The organism is Streptomyces sp. WMMB303 (genome assembly GCF_029351045.1).
In the GTDB taxonomy this organism is placed as follows: domain Bacteria; phylum Actinomycetota; class Actinomycetes; order Streptomycetales; family Streptomycetaceae; genus Streptomyces.
In genome coordinates, this window is the sequence record NZ_JARKIN010000001.1 from 1,140,001 (window position 1) to 1,157,681 (window position 17,681).

Here is a 17,681-nt window from a genome sequence, read left to right on the forward strand (position 1 = left end):
GGGACCCCGCTCAGCCGAGCAGGATGCTGAGCGGGGTCTCGCGTACCGCCCAGAAGCCGACCGCCGCGGTGAAGACCTCGGCCGCGGCCGCGGCGTCCCCCGGGTCGGCGTGTTCGAACCCGGACCAGCCGGTGGCCAGCAACAGGTAGCCGTCCGGCTTCCCGCACCAGGACAGGTCGGTGAGCAGATCGGCGAGCGCGTCCCAGTTGCGCCCGAAGTAGTCGGGGAGCTCCAGTCCGGTGGCGCAACGCTCCATGAACTCCGCTTTGTTGTCGACGCCGGTCAGATCCACGACCGCGCCGAACCAGCCCGCCGCGTCCGCCTGCATCAGCGCGTCGGGGCCCACCGACGGCAGCCGGTAGACGCCGGGAGGCACCGAGTCGTCGAAGAGGCCGGGGAGGTCGGCCTGGGGCAGCTCGGGCAGGTCCACGGGGCTGGTCATGGTCGCACCACCGCTTCGGGGTCTCGTCGTGGTCAGTCACCTGATGGCGTTGACTCCTGCGGGCACAGGGCTGGGATGCACGGGGTGTGCTGTCGCACCCCGTCATGGTGGCAAAGAGAGACGGTCAGGATCGTTAGGCTGGCCGTTACAGCGATTCGCGTGACGAGGAGGTTCACGACGTGACCGACCAGCAACGGCGCCCGCTCCCCCATGACTTCCACCCCCAGGTGCCGTCGATTCGCGTGCTGAGCGACGATCTGCCGGACGGCGGCCATCTGGGTACCGCACAGGTGTACGCGGAGGGGAACACCTCTCCGCAGCTGCGCTGGGAAGGCTTCCCCGAGGGGACGAAGAGCTTCGCGGTGACCTGCTTCGACCCGGACGCGCCGACCGGCAGCGGGTTCTGGCACTGGTCCGTCTTCGACATCCCGGCCGACGTGACCGAGCTGCCCGCGGGCGCCGGTACGGGCGGGATGAAGGGGCTCCCCGAAGGGGCCGTACACGTGCGCAACGACTTCGGGACGCGCGACTTCGGCGGTGCCGCGCCGCCGCCCGGGGACGGCCCGCACCGCTATGTGTTCACCGTGTACGCCGTGGACACCGAGAAGCTGGGCCCGGACGCCGATGCCTCCCCCGCCGTCGTCGGGTTCAATCTGCGCTTCCACACCCTGGCGCGGGGTCAGCTCATCGGCGAGTACGAGATCCCGGCCGAGGGCTGAGCCCACCGCCGTCCGGAATGCCGGGCTCCGGGTCCCCGGGTTGTCCGGGGGCCCGGCCCCGTTGGATGCTGTTGGTAAATCCGGGGCCTACGCCTTCTTCGCCCCGTCGATCGTCTGGTCGGCGGGGCGAAGTCGTGCGAAATGACTGGTGCGGGTGCGTGCTCGTGGGGTGCCGGTGAGGTGGGCGTCGACGCGGGCGAGGTTGATCGCGGCGCCGGTGAGCTGGTGCTGGAGGCTGGTCTTCGTCAGACCGCGGTAGCGGGATCTGCGCAGGCCGCAGCGCTGAACGCCCTGGGCGATGGTGCCCTCGACCCCCGCCCGGACCTTGTAGCGTTCCTTCCATTCGTCGCTCTTCTGCTCGGCTCTGGCCGTCTGAAGCGCGTGGTGTTCGTCGTGATGGCGTAGTCGCAGCTCACGGCTCTTGCCGGAGGGCGAGTTGATGCACTCCCGCCGCACCGGACAGGGACGGCAGTCAAGCACGGAGAACCGGACCCGCAGCACGGGCTGTCCTGTCTGGGAGAGCCGTTCGCTCCAGTTGATGCTGGTCTTGCCGCCGGGGCAGGTGGCCTGCTTGCTGCCCCAGTCGATGATGAAGGCGTCCTGGCCGAAGCCACTGTCCGTGCTGGACTGGGCGCTGTTATCGGCCTGGAGCGGCCCGTGCAGGGCGATGCCGTGCTCGTCCCGGGCGCTGATCAGGGTGGCACCGGTGGGATAGCCGGCATCTACCCAGTGCTCGCCGGGCGTGCAGTCCCGTGCGGTGAGCTGGGTGTGGATCGTCTCGGCCATCGACCGGTCGGAGACGGTGGCCACCGTCGTGGCGACGTTCGTGATCAGGTTCGGGGTGTCCGGTTCGCAGGTCTCGGTGAGGTGGACCTTGTAGCCGTCCCACGCCGTATCGCGTTTGATGCTGGTGCGCGCGTCGGTGTCATAGGGGGTGACCGGGCGCAACGCGCCCGGCGGGCGGTCTTTTGGGTCCCGCCGCCTCACCTCACCTTCCACCTGGTGGAAGTGCTGGACCCACATCTGCCGCAGCGTCTCCACCTCGGCGAGGGCGCGGAGACCGTCGGGGGCGCCGGGCGCGAAGACGGCTGCCAGCAGGCGTGTTCCGTCCAGGCCGATCCGTAGCCCGACCTCGTCCCGCTTCGCCCGGCTGGTGGGGAACCGGCTGTCCTCGGCCCTCGTCGCGTAGTGCCTGAACCAGTCGGGCTCGGCGACACCGGCCAGCCAGTCCGGGGCCGTCTGCGCCAGCGCGTTCAGCGCCGACCGCAGCGTCTCCGCCACCATCTCCAGCCAGCACAGGTCACGCGCCGCCGACAACACGTGCGTGGAGTCCGTGCGGGCCCGGCCCGCCTTCTTGACCAGCCCCTTCTCGCGGGCTGCTGTCAGGATGCCGTCCAGCACCCGGCGTCCGCCGTCCGCCTGGGCGAGCCGGTCCCTGAACTCCGACAGAACCGAGAAGTTGAAGCCCGGATCATCCAGTTCCAGGCCGAGCGCGTACTTGACATCGATCCGCGCCCGCACCGCCTCCGCGGCCTGCCGGTCGGTCAGCCCCTCCACGAACTGCAACACTGACACCAGCGCCAGTCCGGCCGGTGACCAGGCATGACGCCCCCGGGCGGGGAAGAGATCCGCGAACTCCTCATCCGTGAACAACGGCCCCAGTCCGTCCCGCAGCCGGATCGCCAGGCTCCCCTTCGGAAACGCGGCCCGCGCCACCCGCACCGTCTCCGCCGGGATCTCCCCAGACCCCTTCGGCTGCATCGACATCCGCACCCACCCCATACGACAACGTCGGCCTTCAAGACCACAACCGGGTCTTGAAGGCCGACGTCACGTACAGGCCCCGGATTTACCAACAGCATCCCGTTGTCCGGGGCCCGGCCCCGGGCCGGCCGGAAGAATTCCGTTGCGCCGCGCTGTGTGCGCGGCGCACCGTATACGGGGCAGTCGGCACCGTGGCGCGGTCCATCACCGCGAGCGGGGGCGGCGGGCACTCTGCGAGTGCTGCCGTCCGCCGGAGTCCGGCCGGGGGCCGGACGACCGCGCCGACTGCCTGCTGTCCACCCGCCGGGGCGACCGCTCTCCCTCTCGCGGGCCTGTGCGACCGGTCCCCGCGCCCCAGGCCCTCGGGGCCCCGCGCTCCCTTTCGCGACCTGGCGTTTTCGGCCCCTTCACCTGCCGTACTCCCCGGCGAAATTGCGTTGTCGGCCCCGATGGACAGCGGCACAGTGGGTGCCACCCGGCGCGAAGCGGTCGGGACGGGAGAAGGGGAGGCGGTCGGGATGCGGGAGACGCTGGTACTGAACGCGAGCTTCGAGCCGCTGTCGACGGTGTCGCTGCGGCGTGCGGTGGTGCTCGTGATGCGGGACAAGGCCGTCGTCGAACAGGCGCATTCCGGGCTGCGGGTGCGTGCGGCGCAGGTGGAGCTGCCGGTGCCGCAGGTGATCAGGCTTCGCCGGTACGTGCGGGTGCCGTTCCGACAACGGGCACCGTGGTCGCGGCGGGGCGTCCTGGTGCGGGACCGGCACCGGTGCGCGTACTGCGGACGCCGGGCGACCACGGTGGACCACATCGTCCCGCGGTCGCACGGCGGCGGGGACACCTGGCTGAACACGGTCGCCGCGTGCGCGGCGGACAACCACCGCAAGGCTGCCAGGACACCGGGCCAGGCGGGGATGAAGCTCCTGGTCAAGCCGTTCGAGCCGACACCGGCCGACGCGCTGCTGCTGGCACTGGGGCTCGCGGAGGGGGAGTCGCTCCCGGAGTGGCTGACGCTGCCGGCGACGGCCTGAGGGAAGGCGGCCGGCTCGCCCCGGTCACCGCAGCAGGAGCTGCACGATCGCGGCGAGGCCGACGACCACGATGACGCCCCGGAGCACGCCGGGGGCCAGCTTGCGCCCGATCCTGGCGCCGAGCTGGCCCCCGGCCGCCGAGCCGAGGGCGATCAGCACCACGGCTGTCCAGTCGAAGTCGGCGACGAAGAGGAAGAACACGGCGGCCGTGCCGTTGACCACGGCGCCCAGGACGTTCTTCACAGCATTGATGCGCTGCAGGTCGTCGGGGATGAGCAGCCCCATCAGGGCCAGATAGATGACGCCTTGGGCCGCACCGAAGTAGCCGCCGTAGGCGCTGGCGAACAGGATTCCGCCCTGCAGCGGCACACCGCCGTGCGGGTGGCCGCCGCTGCTCTCCCGTTCGCGGCGCCGACGGAGGGCCGCGGCCAGTCGGGGCTGGAGGACGACGAGGACCAGGGCGAGCGCGATCAGTACCGGGACGATCGTGTCGAAGGCGCTGGAGGGCAGGGTGAGCAGCAGGACGGCGCCCGCGAGTCCACCGAGGAGGGCGACGAGGCCGAGCCGTAGGACGCGGCGGCCCTGGCCGCGCAGCTCCCGGCGGTAGCCGATCGCTCCGCTGACCGAGCCGGGGACCAGCCCGAGCGAGTTGGAGACATTGGCGGTCACCGGTGGCAGGCCGACGGCCAGCAGCACGGGGAAGGTCAGGAGCGTGCCGGAGCCGACGACGGTGTTGATGCCTCCGGCGCCGATGCCTGCCGCACAGACGGCCACGGCTTCCCATATGGTCACGCGTCAGCCCCTCCGGTGTTCGGTTCCAGTGGAACCGATCATGCCCGAAGGGGCTGCGGCTGTGTACGGGGGTCCGGCTGGTGGACGGCCGCTGTCCGGGTTCGCGGGTCGCGGACGGCGGGTCAGGAGTCCAGCGGGGGCTGCTCGCGCGGGGGCCGCGAGGACTTGGCGACGCTGGGCGGAGCGGGGGTGCCGCCGCCGTTGCCGCCGGAGTCCGGGCGGAAGGTGTCCAGGGCGCCGCCGAGGCCCTTGAGTGCGTCGCCGATCTCGCTGGGGACGATCCAGAGCTTGTTCGCGTCACCCTCGGCGATCTTCGGAAGCATCTGGAGGTACTGGTAGGAGAGCAGCTTCTGGTCCGGGTCGCCGGCGTGGATCGACTCGAAGACGGTGCGGATGGCCTGGGCCTCACCTTCGGCGCGCAGGGCCGCGGAGCGCGACTCGCCCTCGGCGCGCAGGATGGCCGACTGCTTCTCGCCCTCGGCGGTGAGGATCTGCGACTGGCGGACGCCCTCCGCCTGGAGGATCGCGGCGCGCTTGTCGCGGTCGGCCCGCATCTGCTTCTCCATCGAGTCCTGGATGGAGGTCGGCGGCTCGATGGCCTTGAGTTCGACGCGGTTGACGCGGATGCCCCACTTGCCGGTCGCTTCGTCCAGCACTCCGCGCAGTGCGGCGTTGATCTCCTCGCGGGAGGTGAGGGTGCGCTCCAGGTCCATCCCGCCGATGATGTTGCGGAGCGTGGTGACGGTGAGCTGTTCGATCGCCTGGATGTAGCTGGCGACCTCGTAGGTGGCGGCACGGGCGTCGGTCACCTGGTAGTAGATGACGGTGTCGATGTTCACCACGAGGTTGTCCTGGGTGATCACCGGCTGCGGGGGGAAGGGGACGACCTGCTCCCGGAGGTCGACACGGTTGCGGACGGTGTCGATGAACGGGACGACGATGTTCAGGCCCGCGTTGAGGGTACGGGTGTACCGGCCGAAGCGCTCCACGATCGCCGCACTGGCCTGCGGAATGACCTGGATCGTCTTGATGAGTGCGATGAAGACAAGCACCACCAGGATGATCAGGACGATGATGATGGCGTCCATGGCCTTGCCCCCTGCATGATCTCAGAAGTCGCTGACTGAAGAATCACTGCCCGTGTTCGGCTGCTCATAGCCATCACATCACGACAGCCGTAGCTCCGTCGATCTCGACCACGTCCACCTGGCTGCCCGGCTCGAAGGCGGTGTCGGTGTCCAGTGCCCGCGCGGACCAGACCTCCCCGGCGAGCTTGATGCGGCCGTTGTCCCCGTCGACCCGCTCCAGCACCACGGCCCGCCGTCCCTTGAGGGCGTCGACCCCGCTGGCCAGCGCGGGGCGTTCGGTACGCATCCGGCGTGCGACCGGCCGTACGACCAGGATCAGCGCCGTGGAGACGAGGGCGAAGACGACGACCTGGGCCACCGGCCCCCCGCCGATCCCCGCCGCTCCGGCGGCCGCCACCGCGCCCACCGCCAGCATGCCGAACTCCGGCATGGCCGTGATGATGAGCGGGATACCCAGCGCTGCGGCGGCTACGAGCCACCAGACCCATGCGTCCACACGGCCATGGTAGGCGCCCGCTCAGCGCAGTGGCAGGCCCTGTGCGGTCCAGCGACCGTTCTGCGCCTCGACGACCAGCGGCAGGCCGAAGCACAGGGAGAGGTTCCGGGAGGTCAGCTCGGTCTCCAGCGGCCCGGCGGCCAGTACCTGGCCCTGGCGGATCATCAGGACGTGGGTGAAGCCCGGCGGGATCTCCTCGACATGGTGGGTGACCATCAGCATGGAGGGGGCGTACGGGTCGCGGGCCAGTCTGCCGAGGCGCCGGACGAGGTCCTCGCGGCCGCCCAGGTCGAGTCCGGCAGCGGGCTCGTCCAGCAGGAGCAGTTCGGGGTCGGTCATCATGGCGCGCGCGATCATGGTGCGCTTGCGCTCGCCCTCGGAGAGGGTGCCGAACCTGCGGTCCAGGTAGTCGGACATGCCGAGCCTGTCGAGGAAGGCCCGGGCGCGGTCCTCGTCGACCTTGTCGTAGCTCTCCTGCCAGTGGGCCGTCATGCCGTAGGCGGCGGTGAGCACGGTCTCCAGCACGGTCTGGCGGCGGGGCAGCTTCTCGGCCATGGCGATGCTGGCCATCCCCACGCGGGGACGCAGCTCGAACACGTCGACGCTGCCGAGGCGTTCGCCCAGGACACCGACGGTGCCGGAGGTCGGGAAGAGGTAGCTGGAGGCGAGGTTGAGCAGCGTGGTCTTGCCCGCGCCGTTGGGGCCGAGGATGACCCAGCGTTCGCCCTCCTTGACCGACCAGGAGACATCTTCCACCAGAGCACGTCCGTCGCGGACCACGGATACGTCCACCAGCTCCAGTACTTCGCTCATGAGCGCGTTGTCTCCTATTGCAGTCGCCTTGAGGTGCCTATGGGCACATTCCCCAGGGGAAAACCTACGCCACCGTGTGCGAAGCCCGTTCCCTAGGCTTGGTCCATGCTCACAGAACCTCGCTCAGGGCGGCTGGCCGCCTGGGGAAACGCACTGCTCGCCGGCCTCGTCGCGCCCGACGAGGCGGCCGAGCGCATCGTGGCCGAGGACGCCCGGCACCGCGTCGCGCTGCCGGGGGACGACGGCGGTCCGGTGGGGCTGACGCTGGCGCTGGGGAAGCTGCGGTCGCTGGGTGCCACGGGGCTGCGGGTGGCGCTGCCGGTGCCCGGGCATCCGCTGGGGCTGAGCGGGCCGCCGGAGTTCAACGCGCGGGCGATGGAGGCCGAGGAGGCCGTGCTGGTGCACGGGACGGCGCTGGGCCTGGTGCCGGAGGTGCACGCGGCGGGGCCAGCCGACGGGGATCCGGAGGACGTGCACACGGAGGTCCGGTGGGAGTGCCTGCCGGTGCGGGAGGCTCCGCCGGCCGACGTGCCCTCGCTGGCGGAGGCCGAGCGGGAGCTGGCCGAGGCCATGCGGGAGGCGACCGAGGTGCTGACCCGGCTCGACGTCGCGGGCTCGGGGCCGGTGGCCGACGCGGCCCTGGAGGCGTACCGGGCGCGGATGGAGGCGGGCAGGCAGCTGCTGGCCCCGGGCTATCCCCCGCGCGCCGTGCGGGTGCTGGAGCTCGGGCAGCGCGTCGCAGCGCTGGTCTCCATCGCCTACGGGGACGGCGGGGGCGACGGGCGGGAGCACGGCGGCGCGGTGAGCGCCGCGGAGATGGCGTCCCGCGCCGAGGCGCTGCGCCCGGTGGAGCGCACGGCCCGCCGTGCGCAGGTGGCGGCCTACAACGCCTACGCGGAGGAGCTGGAGCGGCGCCGGGAGGGCGGACGGGCCTGACCGGCGCCGCCCGCCTCCCGGGGTCCGGGCCGTGTGCCTCAGCTGTTGTGCGTGAGGTTGCCGAAGGCGGGGTTGAGGACGCCGACCACGTTGACGGAGTTGCCCGTCACGTTCGCGGGCACGTGGACCGGGGCCTGCACGAGGTTGCCCGAGCCGACGCCCGGCGAGTTGGCGGCCTGGCCCTGCGCGCCACTCTGGGCGAACGCGGAGCCGGCGGAGGCCCCGGCGGCGACGCCGGCGGCGGCGAGGACGAGGGCGGCCTTCTTGGCAGTGTTCATGGGGTGTTCTCCCTGTGCGTCTGCGGAACCGTGCCCGCGGCCGACCGCCGCGGGCACGCCATGGAGAACGGGACATCAGCCGGGAGGGTGCGCCGAAAAGATGACGACCACACGACAGTATGAAATTCGGCTCGCTGGGAACTGATCTCCGATTCCCGGCTGCCGGCGAGGTGCGGGGACTGGCCGGTCCCACCGTCACCCCGGCGCCGCCCCGTCACAGCGTCACCGCGTCACGGGGCGTCACGCCGTCATCCCGTCGCCCCGTGGCGGACGGCCCACAGGGCTGCCTGGGTCCGGTCGGCCAGGTCGAGCTTCATCAGAATGTTGGAGACGTGGGTCTTGACCGTCTTCTCCGACAGCACGAGCGAACGGGCGATCTCGCGGTTGGAGCGGCCGTCCGCTATCAGCCCGAGCACCTCGCGCTCCCGCTCGGTCAGCGCGGGGCCGCGCCCGGCGGACGCGCTCTGGTCGTCGGTGAGCAACGCCCCGGCGACCTCGGGCTGCAGCAGCACATGGCCCGCGTGCACGGATCGGATGGCGCCGGCCAGCGCCTCGGGGTCGACGTCCTTGTAGACGTACCCCGCGGCACCCGCGCGCAGGGCCGGTACGACCGTGCGCTGCTCGGTGAAGCTGGTGACGATCAGCACCCTTGCCGGGTTGTCCCGCTCACGGAGCGTGCGCAGCGCCTCGACGCCGTCCGCCCCGGGCATTTTGACGTCCATCAGGACGACGTCCGGCCGCAGTTCCTCGGCGCGTGCCACGCCCTCGGAGCCGTCCGACGCCTCCCCCACGACCTCGATGTCGTCCTGCACCTCCAGGAATGTGCGCAGCCCGCGCCGTACGACCTGGTGGTCGTCGACGAGCAGCACACGGATCGGCTCAGCCACCGGGCACCTCCAGAGCGACAGCGGTGCCCTTGCCGGGCTCCGAGCGGACAGTCAATGTGCCCCCGACTCCGGAGGCCCGGTCGCGCATCGAGACGAGGCCCAGATGGCGGCCGGCCGAGTGCACCGCGCCGGGGTCGAAGCCCCTGCCGTCGTCGGTGACGGTGAGGACGGCGGACGGGCCGCGGCGCACCAGGGACACCTGGACACGGCCCGCGTCCGCATGCCGCAGCGCGTTGTGCAGGGCCTCCTGCGCGACCCGCAGCAGGGCCTCCTCCTGGGCCGCGGGGAGAGCGCGCACGCCCTCGCACACGAAGTCCACCTCGGCACTGTGCGCGCGGTCCAGAACCTGGGCCTGGGTGCGCAGCGTGGCGACCAGGCCGTCCTCGTCCAACGCCGCGGGGCGCAGTTCGACGACAGCCGCCCGCAGCTCGTCGGCGGCCTCGCCGGAGAGCCGGGCCACCTCGTGCAGTTCGGCCTTCGCCCGCGCGGGATCGCGGTCGACGAGGGCCGTGGCCGCCTGGGCCGTCAGGCGCAGCGAGAAGAGCTTCTGGGCCACCGCGTCGTGCAGCTCGTGGGCGATACGGGTGCGCTCCTCGGCGATGGTCAGCTCGCGGCTGCGCTCATAGAGCCGCGCGTTGGTCAGCGCGATGGCGGCGTGCTGCGCGAGCAGGCGGAGCAGTTCCTCATCGTCCTCGGTGAAGGCGCAGGTCCGCTCCCGGGACGCCGGTCGGCTCTGCTCCCGCGGAGGCGCGCAGCGCTTGTTGGCGAGGAAGAGCGCGCCCAGTACCTGCTCGCCGTCGGCGATCGGCATGCCGAGGAAGTCGGCCATCATGGGGTGCGCGGTAGGCCAGCCGCCGAACCGGGGGTCCCTGCGGACGTCGGCGAGCCGCTGGGGAGTGGCGTCCTGCAGCATCGCGGCGAGGATGCCGTGCTGCCGCGGGAGCGGGCCGATGGCCTTCCACTGCTCGTCACTCACTCCGGCGACGACGAACTGCGCGAAGCCGCCCTGATCGTCGGGGACGCCCAGCGCCGCGTACTCCGCGTCGAGCAGATCGCGGGCCGAGGCGACGATCGTCTGGAGGACGTCGCGCACCTCGAGCCGGCGGTTCATGGCGAGCAGTGCCGCACTGACCGCGGCGAGCCCTGTGCGGGGGACCATGCCGATCACGGTACCCGGCGGCACCGGGGCACGGATCGGACCCGGGCCAGGGTCGGGACGGGCCGGAGGTCCTAGGTCCGGCGACGCACGGGCCGGTGCACGGGGCGGCGGCGGGGCGGCGGCGCGGCGACAGAAAAAGGGGCCCCGGCCGAGGGACCCCTTCTCCGTGCGGACCGCGCGGTCAGGCACTCACTTGCGCATGATCTCCGGCTCGTGGCGGCGCAGCAGCCGGATGACGATGAAGTAGCACAGGATGCTCATCCCGACGAGGATGCCCACGTCCGTCACCCACTGGTCCAGGGAGTGGTCCCACAGCGGGTCGGTGTTGGTCGGGTCCTTCTTGTCCTGCGGCATCAGGCGGCCCAGCTCGACCGTGGTGCCCAGGGCCGCGACAGCCCACCGCGAGGGCATGAGCCAGGCGAACTGCTCCACACCAGGGCTGTCGAACAGTTTGAAGAGCACACCCGTGAAGACGATCTGCACCACGGCGAAGAGCACCAGCAGGATCATCGTCTTCTCGGACGTCTTCACCAGCGACGAGATGATCAGACCGAACATCATCGACGCCCCGCCGAGGGCGACCAGCGCGAGGGTCATCTCGATGGCCGGGTTGCTCACCAGGAGGCCCTCCTCGGGGAGGTCCCGCGGAGAGAACCCGACGATGCACATGAGCACCACCTGGATGGCGGCGACGATCCCCAGAACGATCACCTTCGACATCAGGTACGCCGACCGGGAGAGTCCTGTGGCCCGTTCCCGTTCGTAGATGACGCGTTCCTTGATCAGCTCTCGGACCGAATTGGCCGCGCCCGAGAAGCCCGCGCCGACGGCGAGGATCAGCAGGATCGTGCCCGCGTCGCCGTTGGTCCTGCGCGGTGGCGCCGTCAGTCCGAAGTCGGACGGCATCAGGGTGCTGACGAAGCCGAGGATGAGCGGGGTGATGAAGGACAGCGCGAGGAAGGAGCGATCCGAGACGATCACCGAGACATAGCGTCTCATCAGTGTCCACAGCTGGCTGCCCCAGCTCTGCGGTTTCTGCAGCCGCGTGGGCTGCATCGCCTGCTGCTGGGCCGCGTACGGGTCCTGCTGCGGATGCTGCGCGTCGATGTCGGCCGCGTACATCTGGTAGTGCTGCGAGCCCTGCCAGCGGCCCATCCAGTCGTAGTCGCGGTAGTTCTCGAAGGCGGAGAAGACATCCGCCCACGAGTCGTAGCCGAAGAAGTTCAGCGCCTCCTCGGGCGGGCCGAAGTAGGCCACGCCGCCGCCCGGCGCCATCACCAGGAGCTTGTCGCACAGCCCGAGCTCGGCCACCGAGTGGGTGACGACCAGCACGGTGCGCCCGTCGTCGGCCATGCCGCGCAGCAGTTGCATCACGTCGCGGTCCATGCCCGGGTCGAGGCCCGAGGTGGGCTCGTCCAGGAAGATCAGCGAGGGTTTGGTGAGCAGCTCCAGGGCTACGGAGACACGCTTGCGCTGGCCGCCGGAGAGGGAGGTGACGCGCTTGTCGGCGTGGATGTCGAGCTTGAGCTCGGCGAGCACCTCCTCGACCCGGGCGTTGCGCTCGGCCTCCGCGACGTCGCCGGGGAAGCGGAGCTTGGCCGCGTAGCGCAGCGCGGTGCGGACCTTCAGCTCCTTGTGCAGGATGTCGTCCTGCGGAACGAGGCCGATGCGCTGCCGCAGCTCGGCGAACTGCTTGTAGAGGTTCCGGTTGTCGTAGAGGACCTCGCCGACGTCGGCGGGGCGGTATCCGGTCAGCGCCCGCAACAGTGTGGACTTGCCGGAGCCGGACGGGCCGATCACCCCGATCAGCGACTTCTCCGGGACACCGAAGGTGACGTTGTTGAGGATGACCTTGCCGCCGTCGACCTTGACGGTCAGGTGGCGGGCCGAGAAGGACACGTCGCCGGTGTCGACGAACTCCTCCAGCCGGTCCCCGACCAGCCGGAAGGTGGAGTGGCCGATGCCGACGATGTCCTGCGGGGAGATGGCGACCGTGCCGGAGCGCGGTATCGGCTGGCCGTTGACGTAGGTGCCGTTGTGGCTGCCCAGGTCGTGGATCTCGCACCGGCCGTCGGGCGAGGAGCGGAACTCCGCGTGGTGCCGCGAGACCTGAAGGTCGGAGACGACCAGTTCGTTCTCCAGCGCACGGCCGATGCGCATCACCCGGCCGAGGGAGAGCTGGTGGAAGGTGGTCGGGCTGCGATCGCCCGCGCCCTGCGGTGGTACTCCGCCCTGGCCGCCGCCGGCGGCGGGAGCGCCCACCCCCGCTGCGGGGCCGCCCATGCCCTGCGCTGCGTGGCCGCCCTGCTGCGGCATCTGCTGCTGGGGCGGCTGCTGCTGGGGCGGCTGCTGCTGGGGCGGCTGCTGCTGGGGCGGCTGCTGCGCGTACTGCGGCGGGGCCGCGTGCTGCATCTGCTGCGGCATCTGCGGAGCCTGCTGCTGCCAGCCGGGATGCGGCTGCTGGGGCTGCTGGCCCCAGCCGGGCGCTCCTCCGACCTGCGGCTGCTGGGTCGGAGCGCTGTGCTGAGCCGCGGCCTGCGCAGCCTGTTGGGGCTGCCCCTGCTGCTGGGGCGCGGTCTGTCCGCCATACATCCCGCCCGCCGGAGCCTGCCCGGCGGGCGCCCCGCCCGAGAAACCGAGCCGGGGGCCGTCGGTGGCGTTACCGAGATGGACGCTCATGCCGGGCGCCAGCTCCAACTGCTGGATCCGCCGTCCCTGCACATACGTGCCGTTGGTACTGCCGTGGTCCTCGATGATCCAGGCGCGCCCTCCCCAGCGCACCGTGGCGTGCCGCCAGGAGACCCTGGCGTCCTCGATCGCCACGTCCCCCTGAGGATCGCGGCCGAGGGTATAGGCCCTGGACGGATCGAGCGTCCAGGTCTGTCCGTTCAATTCCAGTACGAGTTCCGGCACTCCATGCCCCACAAAGTTGTCCCCCGAGGTACCCCCTGCAGCGAGGGAGTCTAGGGATGGCGAACATCGTGAGGAACTATTTCAGGCTCGGCCGTCCGACAGGAAGCCGGGCCAACTGTAGGGACCATGCTGTGACCGTTCCGTCGGAGAACACCGGGGAACCCGTGCAGGCGTCCGGCGAAGCGACGGGAGAACCGCGAAAGAACGGCGGGAAGCCGCAGGAAGCCACAGGAAAGGCCCCCTGGTGCGGTTGTGTGCACGGAACAGAACCGACCGTGACTGATTCCGACCGATCATGACGAGAGGGACGGAAGCGGTACCTCTTCGTGGTGCCCGGCCACGGTCGCACCGCCCCGGCAGGGTTTCGCAACCGCGCAGCGGTAATGTGAGAGGACCATGAGCACACCTGTGGCCCAGCCTCCGTCGTACGCCGACACCCCGACCCTGCTGGTCAAGATCTTCGGCAAGGACCGGCCCGGCATCACCGCCGGCCTCTTCGACACCCTCGCGGCCTTCGCCGTCGAGGTGGTCGACATCGAGCAACTGGTCACCCGCGGCCGCATCACGCTGTGCGCCCTGGTGACCGCACCCACCAACGGCAGCGGCTCCGAGGGCGAGCTGCGCGCGACCGTGCACAGTTGGGCCGAGTCGATGGGCATGATCGCCGAGATCATCTCCGGCACGGGCGACAACCGCCCTCGCGGCACCGGACGTTCGCACGTCACCGTGCTGGGGCATCCGCTCACCGCGGAGTCGACCGCCGCCATAGCGGCCAGCATCACCTCCACCGGCGGCAACATCGACCGCATCTTCCGGCTCGCCAAATACCCGGTACTGGCTGTCGAGTTCGATGTCTCGGGTACCGAGACGGCGCTGCTGCGCACCTCGCTGGCGCTGGAGGCCGCGAAGTACGGCATCGACGTCGCCGTCGTCGCCTCGGGACTCCAGCGGCGCGCACAGCGGCTGGTGGTGATGGACGTGGACTCCACCCTCATCCAGGACGAGGTGATCGAACTGTTCGCCGCCCATGCGGGCTGCGAGGAGCAGGTCGCCGAGGTGACGACACGGGCGATGCGCGGCGAGCTGGATTTCGAGCAGTCGCTGCACGCCCGGGTCGAGCTCCTGGCCGGGCTCGACGCCTCGGTCGTCGACCGGGTGCGCGAGGCGGTGCAGCTCACCCCCGGGGCCCGCACGCTGATCCGCACGCTCAAACGGCTCGGCTATCAGGTGGGGGTCGTCTCCGGCGGCTTCACACAGATCACCGACGCCCTGCAGGAGGAGCTGGGTCTGGACTTCGCCTCCGCCAACACGCTGGAGATCGTGGACGGCAAGCTGACCGGGCGGGTCACCGGTGAGATCGTCGACCGGGCGGGCAAGGCGCGGCTGCTGCGCCGGTTCGCCGACGAGGCGGGCGTGCCGCTCGCGCAGACCGTGGCCATCGGCGACGGCGCCAACGACCTGGACATGCTGAACACGGCGGGGCTCGGCGTCGCCTTCAACGCCAAGCCCCTGGTCCGGGAGGCCGCTCACGCGGCGGTGAACGTGCCGTTCTTGGACACCGTGCTCTATCTGCTGGGTATCACGCGCGAAGAGGTGGAGGCCGCGGACGGAACCGGTGCCGGCCGGCCCGAGGCCCTCTGACCGCGCCGGATCCGCGAGGCGCGCCTCACTCGGAGGGCGCGCCTCACTCGGAGGGCGCGCCTCACTCGGAGGGCGCGCCTCACTCGGAGGGCGCGCCTCACTCGTGGGGCGCCCAGAAGTGGGTCAGCTCCGCACTCCCGGGCTCCACCGACTTCCAGGACCCGGTGTACCGCAGGACGGCGACGGCCGCCGTGGGGAAGCCGCGGGCCAGCCGCTCCTGCGCCTCCCGGTCGGCTTCCCCGGCGAGCACCTCGGCGACCGACTGCATGCCGGGGTTGTGGCCGATGACCAGCAAGTCGTGCACATCGTCGGGGACTTCGTTGATGACCTCGATGATCGCACCGGGCGGCGCCTCGTAGAGGCGCTCCTCGTACACCGTCTTGGGGCGCTGCGGCAGGTGCGAGACCGCCAGCTTCCAGGTGTCGCGGGTCCGGGTGGCGGTCGAGCAGAGAGTGAGTTGCGGAGTGATGCCCTGGCCGGCGAGCCATTCGCCCGCCGCCGGGGCGTCCAGGCGGCCGCGCTCCGCGAGGGGCCGCTCGTGATCCGCCACTTGCGGCCAGTCCGCCTTGGCGTGCCGGAGAAGGACGATACTGCGGGGCACATCGACGCTCATGTGTCCCAGCTTCGCACGAAACGCGCTGCCGGTCGCGGGGTGTTGACCGGTCGGTCCGGCACGGTCGACGGACGGTGACCCGCCGCATACCGGCGGGCGGGCCTCCGCGGCGGCTCATCCCAGGACGGAACCCCACAGATGGGTGAGGAAGGACAGCAGTGGGCTGTCGGCGGCGCGCTGGGCGGCGTCGGCCTGCCCCCCGCCCACCAGGAGGACCAGCAGCAGTGCGAAGCCGACCACCGGCAGCAGCGCGCCCCACCAGGGCAGCCGGGTCTGCGACGCGTCGTGCGTCCGCCGCGGCAGCGCGGCGCCCGGGGCCGGGCGGTGGTTCCTGCTCCGGTCCGGCATGGGGTGCGCGGGGGCCGTCATGGGGCTTGCCTCCGGGGTCCTTCGGCCTTCCTTCTCCTGGCCTCCGACACTACGGAGCACGAGACCCCCGGGCCCATCCGGCAAGCCCCCCACTCGCCCCTGACCCAGGGCCCCTAGGGGATGGTGGTACTGGCACCACCCCGCGGGCCGGAGCGCCGCGGAGGTGGAGAGATCAGCCGGCGGCGATGCTGGCGATCACGCCGATGACCACCGTGACCGCCATCATGGCGCCGAAGATCAGCAGCAGCTTCTTCCGCGGTTCCGGGGGATTCGGTTCGAGCACTGGCATGTGGGCCAGTGTCCCACTCAGCGCCCCTCTTCGATGACCCGGTCCCTGCCCGCCAGCAGGCCCGTCGCCATCTGGGCCAGCATCAGCGCGGCCATCAGCAGCAGCGGAGCGTGCCAGCCGCCGCTGAGGTCGTGCAGCGAGCCGACCAGCAGCGGGCCGGGGATGGAGAGCAGATAGCCGGTGCTCTGCGCGAAGGCGGAGAGCTTGACGACGCCGGAGTGGGACCGGGAACGCATCCCGATCATGGTGAGGGCCAGCGGGAAGGCGCAGTTGGAGACGCCCAGGGCCAGGGCCCACGCCCAGGCACCGGCGGCGGGGGCCAACCACAGACCCGCGTAGCCCACCAGCCCGCACAGGCCCAGCGCGATCACCAGCGGACCCTGGTGCCGCATCCGGGCGGCCAGCTTGGGCAGGACGAAGGAGAGCGGCACCCCCATGCCCATGGTCACCGCGAGCAGCACACCGGCCGCCGAAGCGGAGACCCCGGAGTCGCGGAAGATCTGCGGAAGCCAGCCCATGGTGATGTAGGCGGCGGACGCCTGGAGGCCGAAGAAGACGGCGAGGGCCCACGCCGTGGGTGACGCGGCGATCCGCAGCCCCGGCGCGGTCTCCGAGGGCGTTGCCGGCCCGCTCGGCGCGCCGGTCGGCTCGGTGCGGCCCCGGTCGCGGGGCTGCCCGGCGGCCTCGCCCTCGGCCGTGCGGGCGGGGACGGCTTCGTCTGCGGTCTGCGGTTCGGGGGCGCGGGCCGAGTGGTTCCGGGAGAGCACCGCCCAGGGAACGAGGGCGACCGCTGCCAGTACGGCCCATGCGCCCAGTCCGGCCCGCCAGCCGCCGCCGAGCGCGTCGGTCAGCGGCACGGTGACGGCGGCGGCGCCCGCCGTGCCCAGCGCGAGCGCCATCGAGTACAGCCCGGTCATGGAGCCGACCCGGTCGGGGAACCAGTGCTTGACGATGACGGGCATCAGCACGTTGCTCACCGCGATCCCGGCCAGGGCCAGCGCGGTGGCGGCGAGGAAGGTACCCGTACCGCCGGCCAGCGGCCGCAGCGCGAGACCGAAGGCGATGGCGGCCATGCCGGCCAGCACGACGGGTGCCGGGCCGCGGCGCCGGGCCAGCCGTGGGGCGAGGCCGCCGAAGACGGCGAAGCACAGCGGCGGCACCGAGGTCAGCAGCCCGGCGACGGTGCCGTTCATGTGCAGACCGCGCCGCACCTCCTCCAGCAGCGGGCCGAGTCCGGATATGGCGGGGCGCAGATTCAGGGCCGCGATGACGAGTCCGGCGGCGACGAGACCGAGCAGCCGGCGGGAGACCGCGGCCGGCGCGGCACCGGCTTCGGGCGGGAGGGCCGGGGGGCGGGCGGAGCGCGCGGGGACCGTGCGGGTCCCCAGGTCGGTGGTGGGTGCGGAGTTCCTGCTGTCGTCGTCTGCCGATGCCATGCGGCCCATCATAGAATC

The 17,681-nt window shown here is 71.5% G+C and carries 18 protein-coding genes; 4 read left to right on the forward strand and 14 right to left on the reverse strand.

Annotated features, from left to right (window positions below; all coding sequences use genetic code 11):
- Window positions 1–10: 10 nt before the first annotated feature.
- Window positions 11–442 carry a barstar family protein gene (locus P2424_RS05210; protein ID WP_276474612.1) on the reverse strand — a complete coding sequence of 144 codons (432 nt, stop codon included), beginning with the start codon at window positions 440–442 and terminating at the stop codon, window positions 11–13.
- 179 nt (window positions 443–621) lie between these two features.
- Here P2424_RS05210 and P2424_RS05215 point away from each other — a divergent pair, with 179 nt between their 5' ends.
- The gene (locus P2424_RS05215; RefSeq protein WP_276474613.1) at window positions 622–1,161 is read left to right on the forward strand and encodes a YbhB/YbcL family Raf kinase inhibitor-like protein; all 540 of its coding nucleotides are present in this window, start codon (window positions 622–624) and stop codon (window positions 1,159–1,161) included.
- A gap of 87 nt (window positions 1,162–1,248) precedes the next feature.
- On the opposite strand, the gene P2424_RS05220 is transcribed toward P2424_RS05215, so the two are convergent.
- Window positions 1,249–2,928, reverse strand: a complete 1,680-nt coding sequence (locus P2424_RS05220) for an IS1182 family transposase (RefSeq protein WP_276474614.1) — start codon at window positions 2,926–2,928, stop codon at window positions 1,249–1,251.
- 515 nt (window positions 2,929–3,443) lie between these two features.
- Between P2424_RS05220 and P2424_RS05225 the strand changes: the two genes are divergently transcribed.
- Complete coding sequence (locus P2424_RS05225) at window positions 3,444–3,953, forward strand: HNH endonuclease (RefSeq protein WP_276478833.1); 510 nt, start codon at window positions 3,444–3,446, stop codon at window positions 3,951–3,953.
- 24 nt (window positions 3,954–3,977) lie between these two features.
- Here P2424_RS05225 and P2424_RS05230 read toward each other — a convergent pair whose 3' ends face one another.
- From P2424_RS05230 to P2424_RS05245, 4 genes are all read right to left on the reverse strand, one after another.
- Window positions 3,978–4,745 carry a sulfite exporter TauE/SafE family protein gene (locus P2424_RS05230; RefSeq protein ID WP_276474615.1) on the reverse strand — a complete coding sequence of 256 codons (768 nt, stop codon included), beginning with the start codon at window positions 4,743–4,745 and terminating at the stop codon, window positions 3,978–3,980.
- A gap of 122 nt (window positions 4,746–4,867) precedes the next feature.
- Complete coding sequence (locus tag P2424_RS05235; protein ID WP_276474616.1) at window positions 4,868–5,833, reverse strand: SPFH domain-containing protein; 966 nt, start codon at window positions 5,831–5,833, stop codon at window positions 4,868–4,870.
- Between the two features lie 73 nt (window positions 5,834–5,906).
- Complete coding sequence (locus tag P2424_RS05240; RefSeq protein WP_074998031.1) at window positions 5,907–6,329, reverse strand: NfeD family protein; 423 nt, start codon at window positions 6,327–6,329, stop codon at window positions 5,907–5,909.
- Between the two features lie 21 nt (window positions 6,330–6,350).
- Window positions 6,351–7,142 (reverse strand): ABC transporter ATP-binding protein, encoded by a 792-nt coding sequence (locus P2424_RS05245; RefSeq protein ID WP_276474617.1) that lies wholly within the window; start codon window positions 7,140–7,142, stop codon window positions 6,351–6,353.
- Window positions 7,143–7,247: 105 nt separating this feature from the next.
- Here P2424_RS05245 and P2424_RS05250 point away from each other — a divergent pair, with 105 nt between their 5' ends.
- Window positions 7,248–8,078 carry a hypothetical protein gene (locus P2424_RS05250; protein ID WP_276474618.1) on the forward strand — a complete coding sequence of 277 codons (831 nt, stop codon included), beginning with the start codon at window positions 7,248–7,250 and terminating at the stop codon, window positions 8,076–8,078.
- A gap of 38 nt (window positions 8,079–8,116) precedes the next feature.
- Here P2424_RS05250 and P2424_RS05255 read toward each other — a convergent pair whose 3' ends face one another.
- The 4 genes from P2424_RS05255 to P2424_RS05270 all read right to left on the reverse strand — a co-directional run bounded on the left by P2424_RS05255 (window position 8,117) and on the right by P2424_RS05270 (window position 13,315).
- Window positions 8,117–8,356, reverse strand: a complete 240-nt coding sequence (locus P2424_RS05255) for a chaplin (protein WP_276474619.1) — start codon at window positions 8,354–8,356, stop codon at window positions 8,117–8,119.
- A 248-nt stretch (window positions 8,357–8,604) separates the two neighbouring features.
- Complete coding sequence (locus tag P2424_RS05260; RefSeq protein ID WP_276474620.1) at window positions 8,605–9,243, reverse strand: response regulator transcription factor; 639 nt, start codon at window positions 9,241–9,243, stop codon at window positions 8,605–8,607.
- Window positions 9,236–10,408: a GAF domain-containing sensor histidine kinase gene (locus P2424_RS05265; RefSeq protein WP_276478834.1), complete on the reverse strand. Its 1,173-nt coding sequence runs from the start codon at window positions 10,406–10,408 to the stop codon at window positions 9,236–9,238. Before P2424_RS05265 ends, P2424_RS05260 begins: the two co-directional genes overlap by 8 nt.
- Before the next feature lie 183 nt (window positions 10,409–10,591).
- Complete coding sequence (locus P2424_RS05270) at window positions 10,592–13,315, reverse strand: FHA domain-containing protein (RefSeq protein ID WP_276474621.1); 2,724 nt, start codon at window positions 13,313–13,315, stop codon at window positions 10,592–10,594.
- 396 nt (window positions 13,316–13,711) lie between these two features.
- Between P2424_RS05270 and serB the strand changes: the two genes are divergently transcribed.
- Window positions 13,712–14,956 carry a phosphoserine phosphatase SerB gene (gene serB, locus P2424_RS05275; protein WP_276474622.1) on the forward strand — a complete coding sequence of 415 codons (1,245 nt, stop codon included), beginning with the start codon at window positions 13,712–13,714 and terminating at the stop codon, window positions 14,954–14,956.
- A gap of 97 nt (window positions 14,957–15,053) precedes the next feature.
- On the opposite strand, the gene P2424_RS05280 is transcribed toward serB, so the two are convergent.
- From P2424_RS05280 to P2424_RS05295, 4 genes are all read right to left on the reverse strand, one after another.
- Window positions 15,054–15,569, reverse strand: a complete 516-nt coding sequence (locus P2424_RS05280) for a histidine phosphatase family protein (protein WP_276474623.1) — start codon at window positions 15,567–15,569, stop codon at window positions 15,054–15,056.
- Window positions 15,570–15,683: 114 nt separating this feature from the next.
- Window positions 15,684–15,938 (reverse strand): hypothetical protein, encoded by a 255-nt coding sequence (locus tag P2424_RS05285; RefSeq protein WP_276474624.1) that lies wholly within the window; start codon window positions 15,936–15,938, stop codon window positions 15,684–15,686.
- A 172-nt stretch (window positions 15,939–16,110) separates the two neighbouring features.
- A complete protein-coding gene (locus P2424_RS05290) occupies window positions 16,111–16,227 on the reverse strand; it encodes an SGM_5486 family transporter-associated protein (RefSeq protein ID WP_254693415.1) in 117 nt (38 codons plus the stop codon).
- A 17-nt stretch (window positions 16,228–16,244) separates the two neighbouring features.
- Complete coding sequence (locus P2424_RS05295) at window positions 16,245–17,663, reverse strand: CynX/NimT family MFS transporter (protein ID WP_276474625.1); 1,419 nt, start codon at window positions 17,661–17,663, stop codon at window positions 16,245–16,247.
- Window positions 17,664–17,681 lie beyond the last annotated feature (18 nt).